Annotated in this window: 20 protein-coding genes; 12 read left to right on the top strand and 8 right to left on the bottom strand. The window is 63.2% G+C overall.

Features of this window, described 5'->3' with window-relative positions:
- The first annotated feature begins 91 nt into the window (after positions 1 to 91).
- The 6 genes from CP49_RS04175 (at position 92) to CP49_RS04150 (ending at position 6,704) form a co-directional block, all read left to right on the top strand.
- Positions 92 to 1,633: an acyl-CoA synthetase gene (locus CP49_RS04175; protein ID WP_057849039.1), complete on the top strand. Its 1,542-nt coding sequence runs from the start codon at positions 92 to 94 to the stop codon at positions 1,631 to 1,633.
- A 168-nt stretch (positions 1,634 to 1,801) separates the two neighbouring features.
- Complete coding sequence (locus tag CP49_RS04170) at positions 1,802 to 2,962, top strand: alpha/beta fold hydrolase (RefSeq protein WP_057849038.1); 1,161 nt, start codon at positions 1,802 to 1,804, stop codon at positions 2,960 to 2,962.
- A gap of 86 nt (positions 2,963 to 3,048) precedes the next feature.
- Entirely contained in the window at positions 3,049 to 4,020 is a 972-nt protein-coding gene (gene mbfA, locus CP49_RS04165) for an iron exporter MbfA (RefSeq protein WP_057849037.1), read from the top strand.
- A gap of 181 nt (positions 4,021 to 4,201) precedes the next feature.
- Positions 4,202 to 5,674 carry an amidase gene (locus CP49_RS04160; RefSeq protein ID WP_057849036.1) on the top strand — a complete coding sequence of 491 codons (1,473 nt, stop codon included), beginning with the start codon at positions 4,202 to 4,204 and terminating at the stop codon, positions 5,672 to 5,674.
- A gap of 76 nt (positions 5,675 to 5,750) precedes the next feature.
- Positions 5,751 to 6,311, top strand: a complete 561-nt coding sequence (locus CP49_RS04155; RefSeq protein ID WP_057849035.1) for a hypothetical protein — start codon at positions 5,751 to 5,753, stop codon at positions 6,309 to 6,311.
- 39 nt (positions 6,312 to 6,350) lie between these two features.
- A complete protein-coding gene (locus CP49_RS04150) occupies positions 6,351 to 6,704 on the top strand; it encodes a nuclear transport factor 2 family protein (RefSeq protein ID WP_057849034.1) in 354 nt (117 codons plus the stop codon).
- Between the two features lie 104 nt (positions 6,705 to 6,808).
- Here the strand turns inward: CP49_RS04150 and CP49_RS04145 are convergent, their stop codons facing one another.
- Positions 6,809 to 7,897, bottom strand: a complete 1,089-nt coding sequence (locus tag CP49_RS04145) for a Zn-dependent alcohol dehydrogenase (RefSeq protein ID WP_057849033.1) — start codon at positions 7,895 to 7,897, stop codon at positions 6,809 to 6,811.
- Positions 7,898 to 7,944: 47 nt separating this feature from the next.
- Entirely contained in the window at positions 7,945 to 9,714 is a 1,770-nt protein-coding gene (locus CP49_RS04140; protein WP_245310489.1) for an acyl-CoA dehydrogenase family protein, read from the bottom strand.
- Between the two features lie 482 nt (positions 9,715 to 10,196).
- Between CP49_RS04140 and CP49_RS04135 the strand changes: the two genes are divergently transcribed.
- Together CP49_RS04135 and CP49_RS04130 are read left to right on the top strand one after the other, a co-directional pair.
- Complete coding sequence (locus CP49_RS04135; protein WP_057849031.1) at positions 10,197 to 10,898, top strand: SDR family NAD(P)-dependent oxidoreductase; 702 nt, start codon at positions 10,197 to 10,199, stop codon at positions 10,896 to 10,898.
- Between the two features lie 129 nt (positions 10,899 to 11,027).
- On the top strand, positions 11,028 to 11,858 hold the full coding sequence (locus CP49_RS04130) for an enoyl-CoA hydratase (protein WP_057849030.1): 831 nt from the start codon (positions 11,028 to 11,030) through the stop codon (positions 11,856 to 11,858).
- A gap of 43 nt (positions 11,859 to 11,901) precedes the next feature.
- On the opposite strand, the gene CP49_RS04125 is transcribed toward CP49_RS04130, so the two are convergent.
- On the bottom strand, positions 11,902 to 12,534 hold the full coding sequence (locus CP49_RS04125) for a GNAT family N-acetyltransferase (RefSeq protein WP_057849029.1): 633 nt from the start codon (positions 12,532 to 12,534) through the stop codon (positions 11,902 to 11,904).
- A 69-nt stretch (positions 12,535 to 12,603) separates the two neighbouring features.
- Positions 12,604 to 12,807, bottom strand: a complete 204-nt coding sequence (locus CP49_RS04120) for a DUF1127 domain-containing protein (RefSeq protein ID WP_057849028.1) — start codon at positions 12,805 to 12,807, stop codon at positions 12,604 to 12,606.
- 115 nt (positions 12,808 to 12,922) lie between these two features.
- Between CP49_RS04120 and CP49_RS04115 the strand changes: the two genes are divergently transcribed.
- The 4 genes from CP49_RS04115 (at position 12,923) to tcuB (ending at position 17,728) form a co-directional block, all read left to right on the top strand.
- Positions 12,923 to 13,822 carry a transcriptional regulator GcvA gene (locus tag CP49_RS04115; protein ID WP_057849027.1) on the top strand — a complete coding sequence of 300 codons (900 nt, stop codon included), beginning with the start codon at positions 12,923 to 12,925 and terminating at the stop codon, positions 13,820 to 13,822.
- Positions 13,823 to 14,011: 189 nt separating this feature from the next.
- Positions 14,012 to 15,403: an FAD-dependent tricarballylate dehydrogenase TcuA gene (gene tcuA / locus CP49_RS04110; RefSeq protein WP_156438038.1), complete on the top strand. Its 1,392-nt coding sequence runs from the start codon at positions 14,012 to 14,014 to the stop codon at positions 15,401 to 15,403.
- 159 nt (positions 15,404 to 15,562) lie between these two features.
- Positions 15,563 to 16,591 carry an alpha/beta hydrolase gene (locus tag CP49_RS04105; protein ID WP_057849025.1) on the top strand — a complete coding sequence of 343 codons (1,029 nt, stop codon included), beginning with the start codon at positions 15,563 to 15,565 and terminating at the stop codon, positions 16,589 to 16,591.
- Between the two features lie 30 nt (positions 16,592 to 16,621).
- Entirely contained in the window at positions 16,622 to 17,728 is a 1,107-nt protein-coding gene (gene tcuB, locus CP49_RS04100; RefSeq protein ID WP_057849024.1) for a tricarballylate utilization 4Fe-4S protein TcuB, read from the top strand.
- Positions 17,729 to 17,873: 145 nt separating this feature from the next.
- Here the strand turns inward: tcuB and CP49_RS04095 are convergent, their stop codons facing one another.
- From CP49_RS04095 to CP49_RS04080, 4 genes are all read right to left on the bottom strand, one after another.
- Positions 17,874 to 18,479 (bottom strand): DedA family protein, encoded by a 606-nt coding sequence (locus tag CP49_RS04095; RefSeq protein ID WP_156438032.1) that lies wholly within the window; start codon positions 18,477 to 18,479, stop codon positions 17,874 to 17,876.
- A 92-nt stretch (positions 18,480 to 18,571) separates the two neighbouring features.
- Positions 18,572 to 18,985, bottom strand: coding sequence for a Rieske (2Fe-2S) protein (locus CP49_RS04090; RefSeq protein ID WP_057849022.1), 414 nt, complete (start codon positions 18,983 to 18,985; stop codon positions 18,572 to 18,574).
- Positions 18,985 to 20,094 carry an amidohydrolase family protein gene (locus CP49_RS04085; protein WP_057849021.1) on the bottom strand — a complete coding sequence of 370 codons (1,110 nt, stop codon included), beginning with the start codon at positions 20,092 to 20,094 and terminating at the stop codon, positions 18,985 to 18,987. Before CP49_RS04085 ends, CP49_RS04090 begins: the two co-directional genes overlap by 1 nt.
- Positions 20,091 to 21,176: an amidohydrolase family protein gene (locus CP49_RS04080; RefSeq protein ID WP_057849020.1), complete on the bottom strand. Its 1,086-nt coding sequence runs from the start codon at positions 21,174 to 21,176 to the stop codon at positions 20,091 to 20,093. Before CP49_RS04080 ends, CP49_RS04085 begins: the two co-directional genes overlap by 4 nt.
- Positions 21,177 to 21,244: the final 68 nt, after the last annotated feature.

Below are 21,244 nucleotides of genomic sequence, written 5' to 3'. Positions count from 1 at the left end.
CCTCGGCTACCTCGCTCCGCTCGAAGCTCTCGCCAATCTCCCGGGACCAAACACGTGCGCAGGGGCGACCACATTGTTTTCGGGATTATGAATGACCCACCCCTCTATCCACGCCCGCAACACACCGAACAAGATCGCCTATCAGATGGCGGGGACCGGCAAGGCGATCACCTATCGCGAACTGGACGAACTCTCGAACCAGGGCGCGCAACTGTTCCGCTCGCTTGGCCTGAAGGCCGGCGACCACATCGCGCTCTTGATGGAAAACCGCCTCGCTTTCATGGAAATCTGCTGGGCGGCGCAGCGCGCAGGGCTCTATTACACCGCGATCAGCCGCTATCTGACGCAGGACGAGATCACCTACATCGTCAGGGATTGCGGCGCAAAAGTCTTCATCACCACGCCGAAATGCGCCGAACAGGTCAGGAGCCTCGTCGGCCAGCCCAGTGGACCGCTGCTCTACATGATGGACGAGCCGGAGCCTGGCTTCCGTTCCTATGACAAGGAAGCCGCCGCGCAGCCGGCTACGCCGATATCGGATGAAGTGGCGGGCTACGACATGCTCTATTCCTCCGGCACCACCGGGCGGCCGAAGGGCATCAAGAAGGAGTTCGAGGGCAAGGCGATCGACGTGCCGAACCCGCTCCTGAAAATTCTCTGCGCCGACATGTGCGGCATGTCGCCCGACAGCATCTATCTGTCGCCGGCGCCGCTCTATCATGCGGCTCCCTTGCGCTTCAACATGATGGCGATCACGCTCGGCGGCACCTCCATCATCATGGAGCATTTCGACGCTGAGGAATTTCTGAGACTGGTCGAAAAATACAAGGTCACGCAGTCGCAGCTCGTGCCGACCATGTTCGTGCGCATGCTGAAGCTGCCGGACGAGGTGCGCCAGCGTTACGACGTCTCGACGCTGAAGGGCGCCATCCACGCCGCGGCCCCCTGCCCGGTCGACGTGAAGGCAAAAATGATCGAGTGGTGGGGACCGATCCTGATCGAGTATTACGCCGGCTCCGAAGGCAACGGCGTCACGGTTTCGACGTCGCAGCAATGGCTGACCCATCGCGGTACCGTCGGCCGCGCGGTGGTCGGCAAGGTCAAGATTCTCGACGAGAACGACGAGGAAAGGCCGGTGGGCGAGATCGGCACGGTCTATTTCGCCGATGCGCCGGCCTTCACCTATCACAACGACCCCGAGAAGACGAAGAAGGCCTACAACGACAAGGGCTGGTCGACGCTCGGCGACGTCGGCTATCTCGACGCGGAAGGCTTTCTCTATCTCACCGACCGCAAGAGCTACATGATCATCTCCGGCGGCGTGAACATCTACCCGCAGGAAACCGAGGACGTGCTGATCACCCATCCCGCCGTCTCCGACGTCGCCGTGTTCGGCGTGCCGAACGAGGAAATGGGCGAAGAGGTCAAGGCCGTCGTGCAGCCGCACGACATGTCGAAGGCCGGCAAGGCGCTCGAGGCCGAACTGATCGCGTTCTGCCGAAAAAATCTATCCCCGATCAAATGCCCGAAGAGCATCGACTTCGAGGCTGAACTGCCGCGCACGCCGACCGGGAAACTGGTGAAGCGGCATTTACGCGATCGGTATTGGCCGAAGGCGGCAGCGAAGGGGTAAATCTCTCCATTGTCGTCCCGGCGAACGCCGGGACCCATAACCACCGCTGTTGATCGCTTTACAAAGCTGGGGCCACAGCCTTTTATCGCGGCAAACATTTGTGGTTATGGGTCCCGGATCGCGCTCGCTACGCTCGCTTGTCCGGGACGACAAGGGAGTGCGCAACCGATGAACACGACAACCATCCTCCCCGAGATCCCGCTCCCCTCCTCCATCCGCTCGCGCTACGTCGACAACATCAACGGCCTGCGCATGCACGTGCTGGAAGCCGGCTTCGAGACACGCGGCAGGCCTTGCGTGCTGCTGCTGCACGGTTTTCCCGAACTCGCCTTTAGCTGGCGCAAGGTGATGCCGGTTCTCGCAGAAGCCGGCTATCACGTGATCGCGCCGGACCAGCGCGGCTATGGCCGCACCACCGGATGGGATCCGGACTACGACGGCGATCTCGCCTCGTTCCGGCTCCCCAATCTGGTGCGCGATGCGCTGGGGCTGGTGTCGGCGTTCGGCTATCGCAGCGTCGACGCCGTCATCGGGCATGATTTCGGCTCGCCGGTCGCCGCATGGTGCGCGCTGATCCGGCCCGACGTGTTTCGCTCCGTCGTCATGATGAGCGCGCCGTTCGGCGGCCCGCCGTCACTGCCCTTCAACACCGTGGACGGACCGGCCATATCAGCAGCAGAAGATCCCATTCATCGCGATCTTGCCGCGCTGCCGCGCCCGCGAAAACATTATCAGTGGTACTATTCGACACGCGAGGCGAATAGCGACATGCACCACGCGCCGCAGGGCGTGCATGATTTTCTCCGTGCCTATTACCACCACAAGAGCGCGGACTGGAAAGCCAACAAGCCCTACCCGCTCAAATCCTGGACGGCGGACGAAATTGCGAAACTCCCGACCTATTATGTGATGGACCTTGCCAAGGACATGGCCGCCACCGTGGCGGAAGAAATGCCGTCGGCCGCCGAAATCGCCGCCAACAAATGGCTGCCGGACAGCGAGCTTTCCTTTTACAGCGCCGAGTATGAACGCAACGGATTCCAGGGCGGCCTGCAATGGTATCGCTGCGGCACCTCGGGCGCGTTCCTGCCGGAATTGCAGATATGGTCGGGCCGTACCATCGACGTGCGCTCTGCCTTCATCTCCGGCAAGCAGGACTGGGGCACCTATCAGCGCCCCGGCGTGTACGAGGCCATGCAGAAGGCCTGCACCAACATGATCGGCTGCAATCTCGTCGATGGCGCAGGCCACTGGGTGCAGCAGGAGCAGGCTAACGAGGTGAGCTGGTTGCTGGTGCAATTCCTGCGAGGGGCGAAGGCAAGCGCTTAGACGAGGTGAACCCGGCCACGCCCGGCAATTGACCGCGGCGACAGCCAACATTAGAATAATTCTAAATTATAAAAAAGGCCCGTTCCGTGAAGAATTTCGCCGATCTCACTGAGCGCGAAGTGCTGGCCGTTGCGATCTCTTCCGAGGAGGAAGACAGCCGCATCTACATGACGTTCGCGGAAGATCTCGCCGAACGCTATCCGGATTCGGCCAAGGTGTTCGAGGAGATGGCCGAGGAAGAACGCGGCCATCGTCACCGTTTGCTCGAACTTTATGAGAAGCGTTTCGGGACGCATCTGCCGCCGATCCGCCGCGAGGACGTCAAGGGCTTCCTGAGGCGACGCCCGATCTGGCTGACCAAAAACCTGCCGCTCGACACCATCCGCAAGGAGGCCGAGACGATGGAGCTCCAGGCCGAGCAATTTTACATCAAGGCCGCAGAGCAGGCCGAGGACGTCGGCGTGCGCCGCCTGCTCGGCGACCTCGCCGAGGAGGAAAAGGGCCACGAGAAACTCGCGATCAAACTCACCGGCGAAATCTTGAAGCCCGACGTGCGCGCTGAAGAGGATCGGACGCGGCGGCGCATGTTCGTGCTGCAATATGTGCAGCCGGGACTCGCCGGCTTGATGGATGGCTCGGTCTCGACGCTGGCGCCGCTGTTCGCCGCGGCCTTCGCCACGCATCAGAACTGGCAGACGTTTTTGGTGGGACTAGCCGCCTCGATCGGTGCCGGCATCAGCATGGGGTTTGCCGAAGCTCTGTCCGACGATGGCTCGCTCACCGGGCGCGGCTCGCCCTGGCTGCGCGGCTTGACCTGCGGGTTGATGACCACACTGGGCGGTATCGGCCACACCCTGCCCTATCTCGTTCCCGACTCCTGGCCGAACGCGTTCTGGATCGCCACCGCGATCGCCTGCATCATCGTGTTCTTCGAATTGTGGGCGATCGCCTTCATCCGCGCACGCTACATGGATACGCCATTCCTGCAGGCGGTGTTCCAGATCGTGCTCGGTGGCGCCATCGTGCTCGCGGTCGGGATAGCCATCGGCGCGGCTTAGGTTTCGACATCGCGTTTGTTTCGCGATCGTCCGCTCCTTACTCATCGATCGACAAGGTGCGACGTGCGCTGATCGCGTAACACTATGATCAGCTCGCCGCTGTACAGCTATTGCTCTTGCGGCATGCGCGCAAACTGAGCATCATCCGCGCCGCATTCGAAAAACAGAGCGGGAGTACGCCTTGGCCAAATCGCAATGGAGTTTCAAGACCGCCGTCGAATTGTCGTCTGCGCTTGCTGACAGGAAAGTCTCAGCGGTCGAACTGGCAGAGGACGCGATCGGCCGGATCGAGCGGCACGATGCGAAGATCAATGCAATCTGCGTTCGCGATTTCGAGCGTGGCCTTGCGGCGGCCCGCGCCGCCGACGCCGAACTCGCGCGCGGCGTGAGGAAGCCGCTGCTCGGTCTCCCTGTGACGGTAAAAGAATCCTACAATATCGCAGGCCTGCCGACGACCTGGGGCATTCCGGCGCAGAAGGATTTCATCCCGACCGAAGACGCGCTGACGATCACCCGGGTCAAGGACGCCGGCGGCGTCATTCTCGGCAAGACCAACGTCCCGCTCGGGCTTGGCGACTGGCAGAGTTACAACGAGATCTACGGCACGACCAATAACCCATTCGATCTCGGCCGCACGCCGGGCGGCTCCTCCGGCGGATCGTCGGCGGCGCTCGCTGCGGGTTATGGCCCGCTGTCGCTCGGCTCCGACATCGGCGGATCGCTGCGCGTTCCGGCATTCCATTGCGGCGTCTGTGCGCACAAACCGACCTTTGGGCTGGTGCCCGGACGCGGCCACACGCCGCCGCCGTTCCAGCCGCTGCCGCTCGACCGCGACCTTGCCGTGGTCGGTCCGATGGCGCGCAGCGCCGCCGATCTCTCCCTGCTGCTCGATACGATCGCAGGGCCCGATCCGCTGGAGGCCGGCAAGGGCTACAAGCTCGCACTGCCGCCGCCGCGCCACACAGCGTTGAAGGATTTTCGCGTGCTGGTGGTCGAGACTGATCCGGTCATGCCGACCGACAAGACGGTGCGCGGCACGATCGACACGCTCGCCAGCAATCTCGGCAAGGCCGGTGCCAAGGTCGAGCGCAACAGCCCGCTGTTGCCGAACTTTGCGGAGACGTCCCGGCTCTATATGCGGATGCTGATGTCGTTCCTCGCCGCGTCCTTCCCGCCGGAAGCCTACGCCGGCGCGCAGGCTGCCGCTGCGGCGCTATCCATCGACGACACCAGCCTTGGCGCCGAGCGCCTGCGCGGGATCGTGCTCAGTCACCGCGACTGGCTGATGGCCGACGGCGGGCGCTCTCGCCTGCGCGCGCAGTGGCGCGAACTGTTCAAGACTTACGACGCGGTGATCTGCCCGATCATGCCGACGCCGGCCTATCCGCACGATCATTCCGACGACCAGGAGAAGCGCCGCATCAAGATCGACGACAAGGACTATGTCTATCCAGACCAGCTCTCCTGGCCCGGCATCGCCACGCTTCCCGGCCTGCCCTCGACCGCGATCCCGACCGGCTTTTCGCCAGACGGACTGCCGGTCGGCGTGCAGATCGTCGGCCCGTGGCTGGAGGACCGCACGCCGCTGAAGCTGGCGGAATTGATCGAGCGTGAATTCGGCGGCTTCAAACCGCCGCCGATGTTTGATGATTGAAGACGCTCCGTGGCAGGAGGTTGCGCGCAAGCGCACCTCCTCGCCACGAGGGTGAAGCGGCACCGTTGAAAGCGCCATGCGGACTTTCATTCAAAGCGTCATCGCCGTCGTTGCCGGCTTCCTGCTGATGTGGCCGCTTGGCTATGCCTATGCCGCGCTCGGCTGGCCAACATTCCACTTGTGGGGGCTGATGCATGGCACATTTGTCGCGGCCTGGCCCGCCCTGTCGGTTCTGGCATTCCTGGCACTGGGGTATCTGCCGCTTTTCCGGAGCATCGACGACGCCGCGCTTCTGATCGTCGGCCTTGTTTGGGGTCTGTTGCTGGCCACTGCTTTCAACATCCGCCACGCTCTCGGCTTTGAGATTGCCTATGGCCTGTTCAGCGCCACGGCCGTTATCGTTGCAGCATTATGCACCTTTGCCAAACACCGGCTCCGTTTGGCGCTGCTCGTGATATCGCCGCTTGTCTTCCTGAACTTGGATCTTCTGCTGGCGCCACCGACGCTTGAACAATTCCTGTCTCAAACCATCTTTGATCTCAGGGCGCTCTTGCCGCCACTCGCCTTCTCGCTTGCGGGTTATGTGCTTGGTTCGCTCGTCCGCTTCGTGATCAAACGCTCGGCGAGAACAGCGTGATGACCGCTCTACATTGACGAATAAGGACCGGAGGAAATCATGAACAACGACCTCGCCGAACTGACAGAGCTCAACCGCGACTATGTCGCCTCGGTCCAGAACTCCGACGTCAAACGCTTCGACGAAATCCTTGCCGCCGACTTCTATTGCTCAAATCCCGACAAGTCGCTGGTCGACCGCGCCGCGTTCCTGAAGCAGACCGCGATCCCAGTGACGATCAGGAACCTCACCGCGCACGACGTGAAAATCCGCATCCTCGGCGATTTCGCCATCATCCACGCCGCCACCAGCTATACGACCGCCGATGGCCAGCAGGCCCACGGCCGCTACACCGATTGCTGGGCGAGACAGGGCGGCAAGTGGCTCGCGGTGTCCGCGCATGTGTCGCGGTGATAACGCCGTCATTCCGGGGCGCGCGCCAGCGCGAACCCGGAATCCAGAAGTGGTGGCACGAGATTCCGGGTTCAGCCCTGCGGGCTGCCCCGGAATGACAGCTACTAGCTATCAAACATGATTACGCTGCGCAGCGTTTTGCCGGCTTTCATGCTGGCAAAGCCCTCGTTGATCTCGGAGAGCTTCAGCTTGGCCGAGATCCAGTCCTCCAGATGCAGCTTGCCGCGCATGTAGAATTCGACCAGGCGGGGCATGTCGACGCGAAAATGGTTGGAGCCCATCGACGAGCCCTGGATGCGGCGCTCACGCAGGAAGTCGAAACCGTGCAGCTCGATCTTCTGGCCGAACGGAATCATGCCGACGATGGTCGCGGTGCCGCCCGCTGCCAGCATCGCAAAGGACTGCTCCGCGGTTTCCTTGCGACCGAGCACCTCGAAGGAGTGATGCACGCCGCCGCCGGTGAGTTCACGCACCTGCTGCACCACGTCACCTCTCGCGGGATCGACGATGTCGGTCGCGCCCAGCTTGGTCGCAAGCTGCAGCTTGGCCGGGTTGGTGTCGATCGCGATGATGCGGCCGGCACCCGCGATCGCCGCGCCGTTGATGGCGGCCATGCCGACGCCGCCGCAGCCGATCACCGCAACGGTTTCGCCGGCCTGAACCTTGGCCGTGTTGACGACAGCGCCATAGCCCGTGATGACGCCGCACCCGATCAGCGCTGCGAGCTCCAGCGGCATGTCTTTGCGGATTTTGACGATGGCGTTTTCGTGCACCAGCATCTGCTCGGCGAACGACGACAGATTGAGGAACTGGTTGAGTTTCTCCGAGCGCGCCCAGGACAGGCGGTTGGACTGGCCGGGCAGCATCTTCACGGTGGTGTCGGTGCAGAGCACCGTGCGGCCGGTGGTGCAATTGTCGCAGGTGCCGCAGAATACCGACAGGCAGGTCACGACGTGATCGCCGGGCTTTACATAGGTGACGTCGGAGCCGACCTTTTCGACGACACCGGCGGATTCATGCCCAAGCACCGCGGGCAGCGGATGCGGGTAGAGCCCCTCCATGAAGTGCAGGTCGGAGTGACAGAGGCCGGCGACGCGGGTGCGGATCAGAACTTCGCGCGGGCCGGGGTTCGGCACGCTGACATCCTCGATCACCAGCGGCGTGTTGACTTCATGCAGAACAGCGGCCTTCATCGGTTTCCCCTTTTATTTCTGTTCTTTTGACTTGAACTAGCGGCAGCCTACGCTGCGAGGAGCAATTCGCCAACCTCGGCCATGCCGACGCTGCGATCGCCGAGCAGATGGCCCGTGATGGCGCGCTGGGTAACATTTTCCGCAAGCCGGAACGGGTCGCCCGCCGAGATGCGATGGTCGATCACCATGCGCGACAGCAACAGCCGCCTGGCGTCGCCACGCATCTCGTGAATACGCCCGCCTTCCCAAGTGAGCGCTACCGCGCTGGCGACATGATAGAGCAGGCTGGTGGCACGCCGCGCATCGCCCTCATTGTCGCTCCGGCTGGCCACTTCGCGCGCAAAGCCGACAGCGCGACCGGTCAATTCGCGCAGGCGGTTGCGCCAAGCCTGCGGTACGTTGGCGCTGTCGTCGAGACGGGCGTGCAGATCGGCGGCGAGCGCCGCATCGGCGCCATGGCGGCCGACGGCGCGCGTGAGCGCATCGATCGCGACGATATTGCCGGTGCCTTCCCAGATCGAGCCGAGATGCGCGTCGCGCAGCAGCCTCGCGGTCGCGAATTCCTCGATGTAGCCGATGCCGCCGCGCATCTCCAACGCGTCGCCGCAGACTTTTCGGGCGTCGCGGGTGGCGCGGAATTTCAGGGTCGGGGTCAGGATCCGCAACAACGCCGCCGCATCCTGGCTGCCGGCCTCTGCGCGATCGAGCGCATCTGCAGTGAAGAAGCTCATCGACAGCGCCTGCTCGGTCGGCAACATGATCTTCATCAATTGCCGCCGTGCCAGCGGCAGATCGATGATCCTCTGGCCGAACACCACGCGGTTTTTTGCCACCGTCATCGCATCGTGGTGCGCACGCCGCATCAGCGCCGTGGACTTGACGCCGTTGGAAAGCCGGGACGAATTGACCATCTCCGCCATCTGCACGAAGCCGCGATCGAGCTTGCCGACGGCATAGGCGATCGCGCCCTCGAACTTGATTTCGCCCGAGGCCATCGAGCGGGTGCCGAGCTTGTCCTTCAGGCGGACGATCCGGTAGTGATTCTGCGACCCGTCGTCGAGATGCCGCGGCATCAGGAACAGGCCTACGCCGCGCGTGCCTGGGCCCGCCCCTTCCGGCCGCGCCAGCAGCATCACCACCTTGGCGTCGGCGTTGGAGCAGAACCACTTCTCGCCATAGAGCCGCCAGTGATCACCTTCCTGCACGGCCGTCGTCGTCAGCGTGCCGACATCTGAGCCACCCTCCTTCTCGGTCATGAACTGGCCGCCCTGGGTCAGCTTGCTCATGTCGGTCTGCGTCAGACCGTCGAGATATTTCGCCTTTAGCGCTTCACTGCCGAAATTGTTGAGCAGCTTCGCGCAACCGTCGGTGACGTTGATCGGACAACCCATGCCGAACTCGGTCTGATTGAACAGGAACGTGAAGGCGTGCTTGGCCACGACGGGGTATTTGTCCGGCCAGCCCATGATACCCTTGCGGATCGACATCGCGTGAATGCCGAACTCGCCGAACGCGGCCTTCTCCAGCTCGCGGTAAGCCGGATGGTATTCGATGTATTGGGTGTCGCGCCCGAACTTGTCGCGCTGATGCAAGATCGGCGTATGACGATCGGCGAGCCGCGCGCATTCGTCGAGATAACCGCCGGCCAGTTCGCCGAGGCGATCGAGATGCGGCTCGATATGGCGAAACAGCGCATCGGGGAGATGCAGCCGCAGCAGATCCGTCAGCGCCGGATCGGCCCGGTAGAAATTCATTCCCGTCGTATCAGGCGCGAGCAAGCCCGGCTGGTTTGCCGAAGCCGCCCCGCGATCATGCATGGTTGGATGCATATTTAGCCCTTGTTCGTTCCGCCCGACCTTGATCATCTACCGATAACGCAGGCGCTTGAGCCGTCAACAAGCATAATTGGAGGACCGCCCCATGGCGGACGGATACCGCATCATCGGCGCCGAGATATTTCCGCTACAAGGACATTCCGCTCCAACGGATTTGCGAAACGCGGCCAATAGGCGCGATCTCAAGCCTATCCCCGCCCCGGCAGGGCTATCGCATATGCGGTCATTGTAGTGGTTCGGCGTGTCCACAAACTCGTCATGCCCGGGCCTGTCCCGGGTATCCACGTCTTGGCCTCAGCGCGAAAAGACGTGGATGGCCGGGACAAGCCCGGCCATGACGATGCGGAGACTTGAGCGATCGTGAGTTCGGGCCATCATATGCGATAGCCCTACCCGCCCCGGCAGGTTGCCTGGCGGAATTGTGTGCCTAGATACCAAATCCCGGCCTTCCCTGGAGAGCGCTCATGGAAATTCCGAAATACAAGATTGCCCTGATCGTCGGCGTCGGCGAGGGATTGAGCGCATCGCTGGCGCGCCTGTTCGCGCGCGAAGGCATCAAGGTTGCGCTCGCCGCGCGCAAGATCGAGAAGCTTGGCGCGCTTTGCACCGAAACCGGCGCCCGCGCCTTTGCCTGCAACGCCACCGATGCCGAGGAGGTCGAGCGTCTCTTCGGCATGGTGGAGCGCGAGATCGGCACGCCCGACCTCGTCGTCTACAACGCCAGCGGACGGGCGCGCGGCGCCTTTACCGACCTCGTGCCGGCGGATGTTGCGCAGGCAATTGCCGTTTCGGCCTTCGGCGGCTTTCTGGTGGCGCAGCAGGCGGCGCAGCGCATGCTGCCGAGCAGGCACGGCGCGATCCTGTTCACCGGCGCTTCCGCCAGCGTCAAGGGCTATCCGCAATCGGCACCGTTCGCGATGGGCAAGTTCGCGTTGCGCGGACTTGCCCAGAGCATGGCGCGCGAATTGTCGCCGCAAGGCATCCATGTCGCGCATTTCGTCATCGATGGCGGCATCCGCAGCGCCGCGCGCACCGAACCCGCCGACAGACCGGATTCGATGCTCGATCCCGATGCGATCGCATTGAGCTACTGGAACGTGCTGCAGCAGCCGCGCAGCGCCTGGAGCTGGGAACTCGAACTGCGTCCTTGGGTGGAGAAGTTTTAGAGCTAAGCCCGTCATTCCGGGGCGCGAAGCGAACTATGGTGCGCAATTGCGCACCTGAGAATCTCGAGATTCCGGGTCTGGTGCTAGCGCACCATCCCGGAATGACAGAAATCAATTACAGGGCGAACCATGACCACCGAAACCAAAATCGACACCGGCACCGGCGAACTGCTTTGTGTGATCCGCGACCGCGTCGCCATCATCACGTTGAACCGCCCCGAGGTGCGCAACGCGATGTCGGACACGCTGACGCCGGCGCTGCGCGCGATGATCAAGGCCTGCGGCGAGAACCCCGATGTCGGCGTGCTGCTGCTCACCGGCGCAGGCGCCGCATTCTGCGCCGGGGGCGACGTCAAGGGCATGGGCGCGCACCGCGACAAGAAAAAGCTCGAAATGTCCTATGAGGAGAAGGTCGCCGATCTGCAGGAGCGGCAGCGGCTGCTGACCGGCGCGCTGGCCTCGGTGCGGAAGCCGACCATTGCAGCGCTGCCTGGCCCCGCGGTCGGTGCAGGCCTCGCGCTCGCGATGGCCTGCGATATCAGAATCGCGGCGCAATCGGCGTTCATCTCTACCGGCTATCTGCGCGTGGCGCTCTCCGGCGACTACGGCATCGCCTGGCTGCTGACGCGGCTGGTCGGGACCTCACGGGCGCGCGAACTGATGTTCACCGCCGAGAAGGTCGATGCGGCCAGGTGCGAGGCGATCGGCCTCGTCAACCGCGTGGTACCTGATGAGAAGCTGCAAGCCGAGGCCTTTGCGCTCGCCAAGTCCATGGCGGAGGGGCCGACGCTGGCGCTCCGCTACATGAAGGACAATCTCGACGAGGCGCTGCAATTCGACTTCGCCACCGCCCGCGATCACGAGGCCGAGCGTCTGGTCCGCCTGACCACGACGGCGGATCACCAGGAGGCCGTGCAGGCCTTCATCGACAAGCGCAAGCCGGTATTTTCAGGCCATTGAGAAAATAGCCCGGTTCTGGTGTGGCCAGAACCGGGCTCAGTCGTCAGACCGCAAGCGAGGACATTGCGCTGGGAGAGACGGCGGCAAGCCGCCAACTGGCGCAGGGGATATCTTGCGGTTCGACGTGGGGCTGTTCTTGGATTTCTTTCTGGAAGCGCGTCAGCTTCCAGTCGCCGGGCGTATTGGTGAAGGCGTAGCCCGACTTGCGGGCGAGCGCGATCATTGCGTCATTCGAGCGCAGCGTGTCGCCGAACAGGCGCACGGCGCCGAATGAAGCAGCACGGCATTCGAGATTATTCAAGAGCGCCTTGCCGATGCCCTGGCCCTGCCAGCGGTCGTCGATCGAGAGGCCGAACTCGATGCTGGCGGTGTCGCTGTCAAAGGCATAGCGCGCCTCGCCGACGATGGTCTCGCGGCCGTCAATCCGCATAGTCGCGACCACGCTGAATCGATCGGCCTCGCCGACATGGATGAAGCGCTCGAGCTCAGATGGCGGCAGCTCACTGGCGGCGCCGAGGAAACGGCTGTAGCGGGAGCGCGTCGACAGCGAGCGGAAATAGTTCTGCAGCGCATCCGCATCACGCGGCTCGACAAAGCGTACGGCCAGCATCTCGCCGTTACGCGCGCGCAGCACGTCGGAATGTTGCCTGAGATCGTCGAGCCGCATCATGGTCATCGCTCGCTCCCGCGGAGCAAAAAATCTGCTGGCGTCCCCGTGATCGGGCGGCGCCAGCCCGGCTGCTATTCAAGCCCGCCAGAACGGTTTGTCGACTTCGTAGGCGACATCGCTCCAGGAGATGCCAATGTCGTGCAGCTCCCGCTCGGACCAGCTCGCCAGCTCGCGTCGCGACCGGTAGCGCTGCCGCCAGACATGAAGGGTCTCGGCCAACTGGGTCAAAAGCCCCGGTTCATGATGATTTATCATCGATTCATGGGTGTAAGTGGACATTTTCGGCTCCTGTAGCTAATCTGTTGCCGCGAATATCCGCCCTACGCGGGCTTTCCACAAACGACACTTTGTACCGTTTCGGATGATATAAACTCATGTATTTGGGGATCGCGGAATGACCGCCAGGCTGCCGTCGCTGAATGGATTGCGCGCGTTTGAGGCCGCCGCCCGGCATTTGAGCTTCACGCAGGCGGCGTCGGAGCTGAACGTCACACAGACCGCGATCAGCCACCAGATCAAGCGGCTGGAGGAAGAGCTCGGCGTTCGCCTGTTCATCCGCCAGAACCGATCGCTGGCGCTGACTGCGGAAGCGCAGGACTACCTGCCGGGAATCCGCGCCGCCTTCAACGATCTCCGCCTTGCGACCGACCGCCTGCTGCGCAAGGACGACGACAACGTGCTGACGGTCTCGACGCTGGCGTCGCTAGCGGCCAAATGGCTGCTGCCGCGGCTCGCCTCGTTTCAGGAAGCCCATCCCGGCATCGACGTGCGCATTACCACCTCGACCAGCCTTGTCGACTTCCAGCGCGACAAGGTCGATGCCGCGATCCGCTACGGCCGCGGCCAGTGGCCGGGCGTTCGCGCCGACTGGCTGATGGCGGACGAGCTCTTTCCGGTGTGCAGCCCCGCGCTGCTCAAGGGTAACAAGCCGCTGAAATGCCCCGAGGATCTCAGGGATCACGTGCTGCTGCATACCAGCAACGCCAACAGCGACGACTGGCGGCTGTGGCTGACCGCGGCCGGACTGCCGGCCGATTTTTCCAAACAGCCGGGCGTCACCTTCGACATGATCTTCATGACCGTGCAGGCCGCGATCGACGGCGTCGGCGTCGCCATGGGACGCACCGCCTATGTGCAGGAGGACATCGCCAAGAGTCGGCTGGTAGTTCCCTTCAAGATCTCGCTGCCGGTCGATGCCGGCTTCTATCTGGTCTCGCCCTCGGGGCGAACCGATCCGCCAAAACTGTCGGCCTTTCGGCAATGGCTGCTTGCCTCGGTGCAGAACCATCTCTGACCGCGCGGATATTCGCGCGCTGCATGCGACATCGTCGCATGCGGCTGCGCAGATCACCGATGCGAGCGCACGCCGCGCGTGACGCGGTCGCTCTGTCAGGCTAGAAAAACGCCGGGGCGGATGGATTTGCCTGCCGGGGCGCCGGTGTGATTTCCAGGCCAACAACGACAACAAGAGCGCATGGCCGATTTGAAGAAGAAGTTCGATGTGCTGGTGATCGGCGGCGGCAATGCCGCCCTCTGCGCCGCCATCAGCGCCCGCCGCGCCGGCGCCTCTGTGCTGGTCCTGGAAGGCGCGCCGAAATTCTATCGCGGCGGCAATACCCGTCATACCCGCAACATGCGTTGCGCGCACGATGCCGCTACTGACATTCTCACCGGTCCCTACACGGAAGACGAATTCTGGGACGATCTGTTGCGCCTGACCGGCGGGCAGACCGACGAGGAACTGGCAAAGTTCATGATCGCCGAGTCCAAGGACATCCTGAACTGGATCGTCGAGCAGGGCGTGCGCTGGCAGCCTTCGCTCGGCGGCACGCTGAGTCTTGGCCGCACTAATTCGTTCTTCCTCGGCGGCGGGCGCGCGATGCTGAACGCACTCTATCTCACGGCGGAAAAGCTCGGCGTTGAGATCGCCTACGACGCTGAGGTCACCGACCTCCAGATCGAGGACGGCATGTTTCTTTCCGCGACGCTGAAGCAGCCGATCGATGGCGCGAGTGAGATCCGCGCGTCCGCACTGGTCGCGGCCGCCGGCGGTTTTGAAGCCAACATCGAATGGCTGAAGGAATATTGGGGCGATGCCGCCGACAATTTCCTGATCCGCGGCACGCCCTATAACCGCGGCTCGATCCTGAAAATGCTGCTGGACAAGGGCGTGCAGGAGATCGGTGATCCCACCCAGTGCCATGCGGTCGCAATCGACGCCCGCGCGCCGAAATTCGACGGCGGCATCATCACGCGGCACGACTCGGTGGTGTTCGGCATCGTCGTCAACAAGCATGCCCAGCGCTTCTATGACGAGGGCGAGGACATCTGGCCGAAGCGCTACGCGATCTGGGGCCGGCTGGTGGCGGTGCAGCCGGACCAGATCGCCTACATCATTTTCGATTCCACAGTGGTGACCAGCTTCATGCCGACGCTATTTCCGCCGATCGCGGGCGCGACACTTGCCGAACTCGCGGGCAAGCTCGGACTCGAGCCGACAGCGCTGGAAAAAACCGTCGCCGATTTCAACGCCGCAGTCCGGCCCGGCACCTTCGATCACACCATCCTCGACGATTGCCGCACTGAGGGATTGACGCCGCCCAAGACGCACTGGGCGCGCAAAATCGAGACGCCACCATACCTTGCCTATCCGGTCCGGCCCGGCATCACATTCACCTATCTCGGCACCCGCGTGAACAGGCAGGCGCGCATGGTGATGAAGGACGGCAAGCCTTCCGCCAACATGTTCGCGGCCGGCGAGATCATGGCCGGCAACGTGCTCGGCAAGGGTTATGCCGCCGGCATCGGCATGACCATCGGCAGCGTGTTCGGACGGGTGGCGGGACGGGAAGCGGCGAAGAATGCGAGGAACTAACGAGTTACCTCGCCCCGCTCTTCGCGGGGAGAGGTCGGATTGCAAAGCAATCCGGGTGAGGGGCTCTCTCCGCGAGCACGGCGCGTGGAGAGAGCCCCTCACCCCGACCCTCTCCCCGCAAAGGGCGGGGAGAGGGGGAAACCAGAGGGAGGATTGACGATGCGCGTAACGATTGTTCCTGCTGTTGCAGTTCTGATGTCTGCGACACTGGCCAATGCGGCGGAGCCGATCGCGCTGCGCGACATGGGCTCGTTCCATGTCGGCGGGCGGCTGGTTGAGATCAGCGGCAAGCCGGTCAAGGAAGTCACCTTCACGCCGGGCGGCGTACCCGCAAAGGTCGATCCCAACGGCACCTATCAGGTCGAGCAGATGTATGTGCAGTACTTTCTGCCGGCCAACGAGAAGGGCGCCTATCCGCTTCTGATGTGGCATGGCGGCGGCCTCACCGGCGTCACGTACGAAACGACGCCGGACGGACGCGAAGGGTGGCTGAACTACTTCCTGCGCAAAGGCTGGGCCGTCTACAATTCGGATGCGGTCGAGCGCGGCCGCGCCGGCTGGGCGCAATATCCAGATATCTTCAAGAGCGAGCCGGTATTCCTAACGACAGCCAATCCGTTCGAGCGCTTTCGGATCGGCGACGGCGTTGGCTCCTATAATCCGGATCCGGCCAAACGGAAGCTGATGCCCGGCAGCCAGTTTCCGAACGAAGGCTACGAGAACTTCGTCAAGCAGAACGTGCCGCGCTGGACCACCACCGATGATGCGATCATCGCCGCCTATATCGCCGAGATCGACCGTGTCGGTCCGTCCATCATCCTGTTCCACAGCCAGGCCGGCAGTTTCGGCTTCAAGGTGGCGCAGGCGCGGCCGGACAAGGTCAAGGCGCTGATTGCGATCGAGCCCGCCGGGGTCGGCGATCCGGCCAAGGTCGATGTCCTGAAAAACATTCCGACGCTGATCGTCTACGGCGACTATATCGAGAAGGATTCGCGCTGGCCGAAAATCCGCGCCAACGGCATCGCCTTTGCGGACGCCATCAAGGCCGCTGGCGGCAGCGTCGATGTCGTCGACCTCCCGCAGGCCGGCATCAAGGGCAATTCGCACATGGTGATGATGGACAAGAACAACGCCGAGGTCGCGGCCCTGATCCAGAAGTGGCTCGAGGGCAAGGGCCTGACGAAGTAACCGGGTTCGCCGGAGGGCAGGAAGCAACGGATGCACGGAACGCGAATTCTGGAAGAGGCCGACCGCCTGATGACGGTCTGCAATTCCTGCCGCTATTGCGAGGGCCTCTGCGCGGTGTTTCCGGCGATGGAAATGCGCCGCGCGTTTTCCGACGGCGACCTCAACTATCTCGCCAACCTCTGCCATTCCTGCGGCGCCTGCTACACCGACTGCCAGTTCTCGCCGCCGCATGAATTCAACGTCAATGTGCCGAGAACGCTGGCGGTGGCGAGGGCCGAATCCTATGCGGCCTATGCGTGGCCGCGCGCCTTCTCCGGCGCCTTCGCGCGCAACGGGCTCGTCATCAGCCTTGTTGCCGCGCTCAGCGTCGCCGCGTTCATTTTCGGTTTTGCCGCTTTGCATGACCGGCAAGTGCTGTTCGGCGTCCATACCGGCCCGGGCGCGTTCTACAAATTGATGCCGCATAATGCGATGGCGGCGCTGTTCGGCGCGGCATTTCTCTACGCGATCGTGGCGCTGGTGATGGGGGTGCGGGCGTTCTGGCGCGACATCGGTGAGCCCGTTGGCATGAAGACCGATATGGCCGCGCTGCTGCAAGCGATCCGCGATGCCGGCGAGTTGCGCTATCTCGACGGCGGCGGGGTCGGCTGCTTCAACGAGGACGACCGCCCGACCGACCGCCGCAGGCTCTATCATCACCTGACCTTCTACGGTTTTGCATTGTGCTTCGCCTCGACCTGCGTCGCGACGCTCTATCACTATCTCCTGGCGCGGCAGGCGCCCTACCCGTGGTGGGATATTCCTGTCGTGCTCGGCACGCTCGGCGGCATCGGGCTGCTGATCGGGCCGATCGGTTTGCTCGCTGAGCGATGGAAGCGCGATCCCGTGCTGGTCGATGAAGCGCGCTACGGCATGGATGTCGCGTTCATCGTGATGTTGTTTCTCACCAGCCTGACCGGCATGGCGCTGCTGCTGCTGCGCGAGACGGCGGCGATGGGTCCGCTGCTGGCACTGCATCTCGGCGTGGTGTTCTCGCTGTTCGTCACCATGCCCTACGGCAAGTTCGTGCACGGCATCTACCGGTTCGCCGCGCTGGTGCGTTATGCGATGGAGCGGAAGGCGATGGCGCATGTCTGACATCGTCATTGCCAGCCAACGGGTCGGCGGCTTCTCGTAGGATGGGTAGAGCGAAGCGAAACCCATCAACACCGGTGTTCGTGGCGATGGGTTTCGCTTCGCTCTACCCATCCTACGCGTTGCCATTCAGCGCTAGCGTCTTGCGTCAGTACCGCTCCACGATCTGATCGAGCTTCCTGCTGAGCAACCAGGACAGGCCGAGGAATGCGACCAACATCACGATACCCAGGCCCGAAGAGGCATTGTTGATCGACTTCTCCGAGAACTGACCGAAGGCATAGCCGGCCGAGACAACGGCGCCGGACCAAAGGCCCGCCGCGACGAAGTTGAGCGCAAGGAAAGTCGACCAGGGCAGCCGCGATATTCCGTAGGCAAACCCCGCGATCCCGCGGACGCCGTGCGGGAAGCGATGAAACAGGATCATCCAGACATAGTGACGCTCTGTCAGCCGGACTGCGGTCTGGACGGGGCGCTCAAACCGCGGGAAACGATCGAGCAAGCGGGAACCATAACGCCGCCCGATCCAGAAGCGAATGACGTCGCCGGCGAAACTGCCGAACCAGCAGACCACGATGAGCGTTCCAAGACCCAGCGCACCCGAGTGCGCCGCGTAGCCCGCGAATAGCGCAAGCAGCAGGCTATGCGAGGCCGCATAGGCAAACATGAGGCTGTAGGCCACATCGCCGTGCTGGCGTATGAGGTCGAGGAACGAGGTGAGGTCCGTCGGAAACAGCAATGTAAGCGCACCCACTCATGTGAAATGTTCCCCCAGATGAGTGGGTTCGGCTTGAACGCTAGCACTTCGCGGAAAGACACGGAAGCCCAATAGGCAGGCCACGGCCGCTACAAATCGACCACCACGTAATCGCTCTCGACCGATACGGCGATCGTCTCCGCCACATACGGTCCCTTCACCACCGCGGCTCCCGGCTCGACATTGACCGGATAGGCGCGGGCGCGGAAGCGCTTTGGGTCGCAGTAGGACTGCCCGGTGCGGATGTCGAATTCCCAACCGTGCCAGGGGCAGCGGATGATTTCGCCGAGTTTTGTGTATTCGATCTCGCCGGGGTTCGTCGATTGCGCCAGCCCGATAAGCGGGCCTTCGCATAGCGCGGCGCCCTGATGCGGGCAGCGGTTCAACAGGCCGAAGAACTCGCCTTTGATGTTGAAGATCGCGATCGGCCGTCCGTCGATATCGAGGAATTTTCGTGTCCCCGGCGGCAGCTCGTCCACCGGGGCAATGACGTGACGCACCATCAAGAGATCCCGTATAGCTTCTTCGCGTTGCCGAGATAGAACGCCTCGCGGTTGGCGTCGCTGACGCCGGGCGGCAGCACGCGCGACGGCTCGTCAAAATCCCAGTGCGGGTAATCGGTCGCGAACAGCAATCTGTCCCAGCCGATCCATTCGATCGTCTCGAACAGATGATCGCGCCGCTCCGGGTCTTCCATTGGCTGCGTGGTCCACCAGATGTGATCGCGGATGTATTCGGACGGCTTGCGCTTGAGATGCGGCACCTCGCTGTGCAGCCGCTCGAAGGTCTTGTCGAGCCGCCAGCCCAGCGACGGCGCCCAGCCGAAGCCCGCCTCGATCATCACCATCTTCAGATTAGGGTATCGCTCGAACACGCCTTCGAGCACGAGGCTCGCCAGCGCGGTCTGCTGGCACTGCGAATGGCCGACCATCTCCTCGATATAGAAGCTCGGCCACCCCGAGGGAGTGAGCGGATTGCCGCCGAAGCCGAAGGCGTGGACGCCGACCGGCAAGCCGATCTCCTGCGCCGCCTCGTAGACCGGCCAGTAGCGGCGCTGGCCGAGCGGCTCGACATTGCGCGAGAGGAGCAGCACCTGCACAAAATTCGGATCGCCCGCGCGCTTGCGGATCTCTGCGGCAGCGGAGATGCCGTCCTCATTGGCGACGACGATCGAAGACTTCAGGCGCTTGTCCTTGCTGGTCCATTTCTCGATCTGCCAGTCGTTGATTGCGGAGCAGATCGCGCCGGCCAGATCCTGGTTGCGCAGGCCCTGTCCGCTGGCGAGCGGATTGAGCACGCCGAGGGCCACGTTGTAGGGATCGAGGAGCTGCTTCTGCATGAAGGACAGCGAGGAGCCCTGCGGCCCGCCTTCCGGCGGCCAGGCATCGCGGCGCGAGGCGTTGGGCTGCGCCTTCGGATAGGGCGGGCCTTCCATCATGCCGTGATAGGCCTGCTTGCCATAGGCCTCGAGATGCGCGTGCCAGCGCTTTTCCAGGAAGGGGTAGAGCTCGGTCGCGGTCGCGCGTGCCGGATGGATGTCGCAATCGGCAATGGCTGATTTGACGCTGACAGACGCTGACGACTCCGGACGGTCGCGGAACTGAATGTTCATGGCGTCGCCTCCTGTGTCACTGTCTGCTTCAACCGGCCGTAGGTCTTAAGCGGGTTATCGATCATGATCTTGCTGACAAGATCGGGCGAAATTCCCTCAGGCAGCACCTCGTCGCCGTCGAATTGCCAGTGCGGATAATCGGTCGAGAATAAGAGCAATTCGTCGGACTGCATATGGTCAAACAAGCGGTTCAGGGTTGCCGGATCGGGCGGCGCATCGACCGGCTGCAGCGAGAAGCGGATATTGCTGCGCACAATCTCCAGCGGCGCGCGATCGACCCACGGCGTTTCCATCCGTATGCCGCGCCAGAACTTGTGCAGCCGCCACAGATAGGCCGGCAGCCAGGTGAAGCCAGATTCCAGCATCACCATCTTCAGATTCGGGTGGCGGGCGAACACGCCCTCCACGATCAGGCTGGTGAGCTGGGTCTGGAACGCGGTCGCCTGCGCGACATAGTCCTCGATGTGGTAGGAGCCCCAGCCGATCGAGGTCGGCGGGTTGTGATAGGCACTGCCGGCATGGACGCCGATGGTGAGGCCCAGCCGTTCGGCGGCGGCGTAGATCGGCCAGTAGGCGCGTTTGCCGAGCGGCATATCGCCCATGACCAGCATCAGCACCTGGACGAAACGGCTATCCTTGGCGCAGCGCTCGATCTCGGCGACCGACTTCTCGACGCTTTGCGTCGGGATCACGATCGAGCCGCGCAGCCGCTCGTCCTTGTCGAGCCATTCCTTGGCCAGCCAGTCGTTCAGCGCGCGGCAGAACGCATCCTGCATGTCCTCGGAGAACACCATCTGCACGCCGTAGAGCGGATTGCAGATGCCGTAAGCTACGGCGAATCGGTCGAGCGCCTGCTTCCGCATGTCGGCAAGATCAGCGCCCGGCTTACCCTGCGCCGGCCGCCAGTCCGGCCGCGAGGAGATCGGCGAATTGGTCGGATAGGATTGCGAGACCAGGTCGGTCATGCCGCGCGTCGTCACCTGGTCGCGCCAATAGTCGTTCATGTAGGGCAGCAAGCTGGTCAAATGCGGAACAGCGGGATGCAGATCGCAATCCACGCCGCCCGCGATCGGCGACGTCATGGTGTTTCCTCAGCAAGCCGCATCAGTGCGGTCGTTTGAGGTATTCAATCAGGGCAGCACGCGCGCCG

Origin of the sequence: Bradyrhizobium valentinum, assembly GCF_001440405.1 — a bacterium.
GTDB classification, from domain to species: Bacteria; Pseudomonadota; Alphaproteobacteria; order Rhizobiales; family Xanthobacteraceae; genus Bradyrhizobium; species Bradyrhizobium valentinum.
The sequence above is the reverse complement of the archived record's forward strand: the minus strand, read 5'-3'. Positions and strand labels throughout refer to the sequence as shown.